Source organism: Flavobacterium sp. (assembly GCF_003525665.1).
Lineage (GTDB): Bacteria > Bacteroidota > Bacteroidia > Flavobacteriales > Flavobacteriaceae > Flavobacterium.
The window spans coordinates 1-5,350 of the sequence record NZ_DQDX01000127.1 but is presented as its reverse complement, the minus strand read 5'-3'; the positions used below and the strand labels follow the sequence as shown (position 1 = coordinate 5,350).

The window sequence follows — 5,350 nt, the reverse complement described above, 5'->3', positions numbered from 1 at the left end:
AAAATATCAATATTTCATCAATAAATGTGATTCCAAAAAACAATGCTCATTTGAAAGAATACTTTGGTGAAGATTCGAACAGAGGAATTATATCAATTAAAAATAATCATAAATTAATATGTGATGGAAGAACTAGAAAATCAATATTCATCTGTGATAATAAGTTAACTTCACTAGAAGGAATGATAAGTAATGCAAATTCTAAATATTATGTAGTTGGCTCTTTTAGTAATGCATTAGACGAAAAAAATATTGATACAGAAATAATAATATTGACTACTGATAAGGTTCTGAGAAATAAAATAATTAAAAATAAAAAATAGATCTTCCCAACCTTTTTATAAAAAATGTACTCTATACATTAAAGACCTTACTTGTGATAAACGAAAACATATTAATTAACTGCCGAAAAATGCAACGCGAAGCGCAACGACACGTGTACGAATACATGTCGCCTAAGTTGTATCGCACCTGCAAACGGTATTTAAAAAAGGAAGAAGAAATTGAAGAAGTATTGGCCGATGCGTTCTATACTATTTTTACAAAAATGGAACAACTCAAAGAACTCGGCGCTTTTGAAGCTTGGGCAAGAAAAATAACGGTAAATCAATGCCTTCATCAATTAAAAAGAAATATAAATTTCAACATATATATTGAGGAAGCGAGTATTCAATTGCAACCAGAAACGTTGCCAGAAACCAATCTTGAAGAAGAAGATTTGCTCAATTTACTTAATTTTATTCCTGACGGATGCAAAACAATTTTTAATTTATTTGTGATTGAAGGTTATGGACACAAAGAAATTTCAGAAATGTTGAAGATATCAGAAGGAACATCAAAATCACAATTGAATGTGGCTAAAACCAAATTAAAAGAATTAGTCAACAATCATTATTATCAAAAATCGAATTAATCATGGACAATAAAGATACGTTGTTTAACAAAATAAAATCGGCTGCGGAAAATGCAGAAAACCAAGATTTTCCAGGAATGGAAAAAGTTTGGTCGCGTATTGATGCAAAACTCGACACCAAAGTAGAAAAGAAACACAACAACAATTGGAAAAAATTAATGATTGCCGCTTCAATCTTACTAGTTGTTTCTATTGGCTATCAATTTATGAAATCGGATGAAGTTGTAGTTGTTCCACAAAACGAAGTTGTAACAAAAGATTCAATCAAACCGATAATTGAAAGTACTTTAGAAAACCAAAATGCACTAGTTCAAAGCGACGAAATTAATCCGAGTATAAAAGAAAACGCTGCAGAAATTCTTGAAGAACAAATAAAAAAGCCAAATACTGTTGCAACAGCAGAATCTGTTGAAGAAACAAAAAAATCTGAAAATGGTTATTTAGAAGTAAGTAAAGATTTAATTCCAGAATCTGCACCAAGTAAAAGTTATTTAAATCCTGCTTCCTCAAATAATTCTGGAACTTGGATGGGAAGTCCAAAATTTGAATCGCGCGGTGTTGAGTATAAAGAAGCCCAAAAATCTTCTGAAATTGAAAAAATGATTAAAGATGCAGCTGCAAAGAAAGAATTAAAACCAAAAAAATTAGATCCAATAGTAATTGTCGATGATAAATTAACCGATAAGAAATTTTCAGATTTACCGGATAACGACATTGATGTTATAGTAGAATTAAAAGAACCATTATACATTATCAACGGAATTGAGTACACCGAGTTAGAAATGTTTGGACCAAAGCCTACAAGTCCATATTCGCCTTTGAACAAGCAAGAAATAGAATCATTCACTGTGTTACAACCCGAAAAAGCGACCTCAATTTATGGTGAAAAAGGTAAAAAAGGCGTTGTAATTGTAACCACAAAAAACGGAAAACCATCCGTTAAAAAGAAGAACTAAAAAACACATAACCTCTTAAAAATCAATATTATGAAAAATTTAAAGCCATTTTCATTAGCCATTACTATGCTTATTTCTTTCCTAAGTTTTGGACAAAATTCAAGCAAAACAGTACAAGAAAATCAAAACAAAAAATCAAAGGTTTTAACCAATCGAAATGAACTCCTTAATGATGCCAATGTTGTAGGCGCAATGGGCATAGTAAAGAAAAAAGACGCACAAACTTATTCCACTCAAATTGTGAAATCGAAAGAATTGACACAATGCGCTAATCCAAACATTGCTCAGAGTTTGATAGGAAAAGTTTCTGGATTACAAATAAACACAACAGATAATAGCGTTAATCCAACTTCACGAATCATTATAAGAGGTAATCGCTCGATTTCAGGCAACAATGAAGCTTTAATCGTAATCGATAATGTAATTTCTACAACTGACATTTTTACAGCATTAGCTCCAGAAACTGTAGATTCGATATATGTTATTAAAGGAGTTCAAGGTGCAGCACTTTATGGAGCTAACGGAGCTAACGGTGTTATTATGGTTAGAACTAAAGAAGAATGTGATGAAGATAATTTGACCATGGAAAACGAATCAATTATTGAAAATGCTCCTAAAGTAGTTGTAAACTATACCAAATAGAAACATTTCTAAAAGCTATCCTTGCAAGAAAAAATCACAGCAAAATTTAGCAAAAAACTTTAGGATTACTACTTTATTATTTTTCCGAAAGCGCCTGATTGCTCCGATTAATCCTATTGCAATAAAAAAACATAAATCTTAAAAATCAATATTATGAAATCGCCATTAACAACAAGTTTGCGCAAGCAAACACCAATAAATAAAAAGGCGATACCATATATGACCGTTAACAAATCAAATTTTACATATATGAAAAATTTAAAGACATTTTCATTAGCCATTACTATGCTTATTTCTTTCCTAAGTTTTGGACAAGAAAAAACAATTACAGGAGTAGTTTCTGATGCAGGCGGAACACTTCCAGGAGCTAACGTAGTAGTAAAAGGAACAACTCGTGGCGTCGCTACAGACATTGACGGTAAATATTCAATTAAAGCATCTGTTGGAGAAACTTTGGTTTATAGCTTTATTGGATTGGAAGATCAATCAAAAGTGGTTGGTGCAAATAATGTTATTAATGTTAAATTACAATCTAGTAAAAAGGTATTAGATGAAGTCTTGGTAACTGGTTCAATGGGCATATCTAAAAGAAGAAAAGTTAAAACAAATCCTCAAGAACTAACTCAATCGGCAAATCCAAATGGTTATGTAGGAAAAGCTTTTATTGATGAAAACGCAAGACCTTTGTCGGCTCCAAGTTCTCTTGTTGGAAAGGTATCCGGACTTCAAATAAACAACACCAATAATGGAACAAAACCAACTACAAGAATCGTGCTTAGAGGTAACAGAAGCGTTACTGGCAACAACGAGGCTTTGATTGTAATTGATTACAAAATTGCAACGATGGATGAATTCCAAAAATTAGAACCCGAATTTATTGATCAGGTAAATGTTATAAAAGGAGCGCAAGGTGCGGCACTTTATGGAGTAAATGGAGCAAACGGCGTTATTGTGGTTAAAACCAAATTAGAAACTGACGAAAAAAATCCAATTGTACAAAAAAAACCAATTATTAAAGATATTCCGAAAGTAGCTGTAAACTATGAAGATTATGAATCTTTTGTAGAAAATGTTTTCGAAAGCCCGAAATCTTCGCCTCTTTCTACATTCTCGATTGACGTTGATAATGCTTCTTACACCAATGTTCGTAGGTTTATAAACAACGGACAAAAAGTTCCAAAAGATGCTGTAAGAGTTGAAGAAATGGTTAACTTTTTCAAATACAAATACCCACAACCTGTTAGAGATAATCCATTTTCAATCAATACAGAGTACAGCGATTGTCCTTGGAATTCTGACAATAAATTGGTTCGAATTGGCTTGCAAGGAAAAACTATTGAATCTAAAAACTTACCGGCATCCAATTTAGTATTTCTAATTGATGTTTCTGGCTCGATGAGTGACGAAAATAAGTTACCGCTTTTAAAACAATCTTTAAAAGTTCTTGTAAACCAATTACGCAAAGAAGATAAAGTTGCCATTGTGGTTTATGCTGGTGCAGCAGGATTGGTTTTACCATCAACATCTGGAGATCAAAAAAACACAATAATTGATGCATTAGAAAAATTACAATCTGGAGGAAGCACTGCTGGTGGCGCCGGAATTCAATTAGCCTACAAAACAGCAGAAGAAAACTATATAAAAGAAGGAAACAATAGAGTCATTCTTGCAACCGATGGCGATTTTAATGTTGGCGCTTCTTCTGATAATGACATGCAACGAATGATTGAAGAAAAAAGAAAATCGGGCGTTTTCTTAACTTGTTTGGGTTACGGAATGGGAAATTATAAAGACAGCAAACTAGAAACTTTAGCCGATAAAGGAAATGGAAATTACGCCTACATCGACAACATTCAAGAAGCCAATCGTTTCTTGGGTAAAGAATTTAAAGGATCGATGTTTGCCATTGCAAAAGATGTGAAAATTCAAATTGAGTTCAATCCTGCTCATGTTCAAGCTTATAGATTAATTGGATATGAAAACAGAAAATTGCGTGCAGAAGATTTTAAAAATGATGCCATCGATGCAGGAGAATTAGGAAGCGGACACACCGTAACTGCATTGTACGAAATCATTCCGAGAAATGTAAAAAGTGAATTATTTGAAGAACCTACAGATTTAAAATACACCATTGTTGCTGAACCGATTGAGAAAATTTCGAACCCTGAATTAGCAACCATAAAATTTAGATATAAAAAACCAGATGGCGATAAAAGTATAGAAATGGCAAGTATAATTTCTAATAAATCTGTGAAACTAGAAGAATCATCTGCCGATTTCAAATTTAGTTCGTCTGTAGCTTGGTTAGGTTTGAAATTGCGAGATTCTAAATTAGTAATCAATAAATCACAAGAAGATATTTTAGCACTAGCAACCGAAGGAGTTGTAAATGACACCGATGGATACAGAGCAGAATTTTTAAGATTAGTGGAAAACGTAAGATAAAGTTCAGATGAAAAAAATACTAACACTTCTATTCCTATTTTCACTTCATATCTATTCGCAAGAAATCATGAATGAAGCAGAATTAACAACTTTCTTGAATACAAATATTAGCGGAACGGAAATTAGAATAGAAAAAGAATTTATGCATGTAAAATATAATACCCATTTATTTTCTGATCTATTTTCTAACAAAGTCAATGCAATTGAACAATTACATTCGTTTGATTTAAGTAAGATAATCTACTATAGAACCAAAGAAAACAGTGATAAAATTTACTTAGAATTCATTTTTAGAAATAAAGAAGAAAAAAAAAAAAATGTTTTTAAAAAAAAAAAAAAAAAAAAAAATATAAAAAAAAAATATTTTTAAATATAAAATAAAAAAAAAAAGAAA

General features: G+C 31.6%; 6 protein-coding genes. All 6 read left to right on the top strand.

The features are described 5' to 3' along the window. Positions 1-323 (top strand): hypothetical protein (locus tag DIU01_RS09105; RefSeq protein ID WP_290833698.1); only part of this gene is annotated, 323 nt, incomplete at its 5' end. Positions 324-412: 89 nt separating this feature from the next. Next, complete coding sequence (locus DIU01_RS09100; RefSeq protein WP_290833696.1) at positions 413-913, top strand: sigma-70 family RNA polymerase sigma factor; 501 nt, start codon at positions 413-415, stop codon at positions 911-913. A 2-nt stretch (positions 914-915) separates the two neighbouring features. Next, positions 916-1,869: a hypothetical protein gene (locus DIU01_RS09095; RefSeq protein ID WP_290833694.1), complete on the top strand. Its 954-nt coding sequence runs from the start codon at positions 916-918 to the stop codon at positions 1,867-1,869. Between the two features lie 30 nt (positions 1,870-1,899). Next, positions 1,900-2,511 carry a TonB-dependent receptor plug domain-containing protein gene (locus tag DIU01_RS09090; RefSeq protein ID WP_290833692.1) on the top strand — a complete coding sequence of 204 codons (612 nt, stop codon included), beginning with the start codon at positions 1,900-1,902 and terminating at the stop codon, positions 2,509-2,511. Positions 2,512-2,760: 249 nt separating this feature from the next. Continuing rightward, positions 2,761-4,956, top strand: coding sequence for a von Willebrand factor type A domain-containing protein (locus DIU01_RS09085; RefSeq protein WP_290833691.1), 2,196 nt, complete (start codon positions 2,761-2,763; stop codon positions 4,954-4,956). Positions 4,957-5,023: 67 nt separating this feature from the next. Beyond that, positions 5,024-5,326: a hypothetical protein gene (locus DIU01_RS09080; protein WP_290833689.1), complete on the top strand. Its 303-nt coding sequence runs from the start codon at positions 5,024-5,026 to the stop codon at positions 5,324-5,326. The last annotated feature ends 24 nt before the right edge of the window (positions 5,327-5,350 follow it).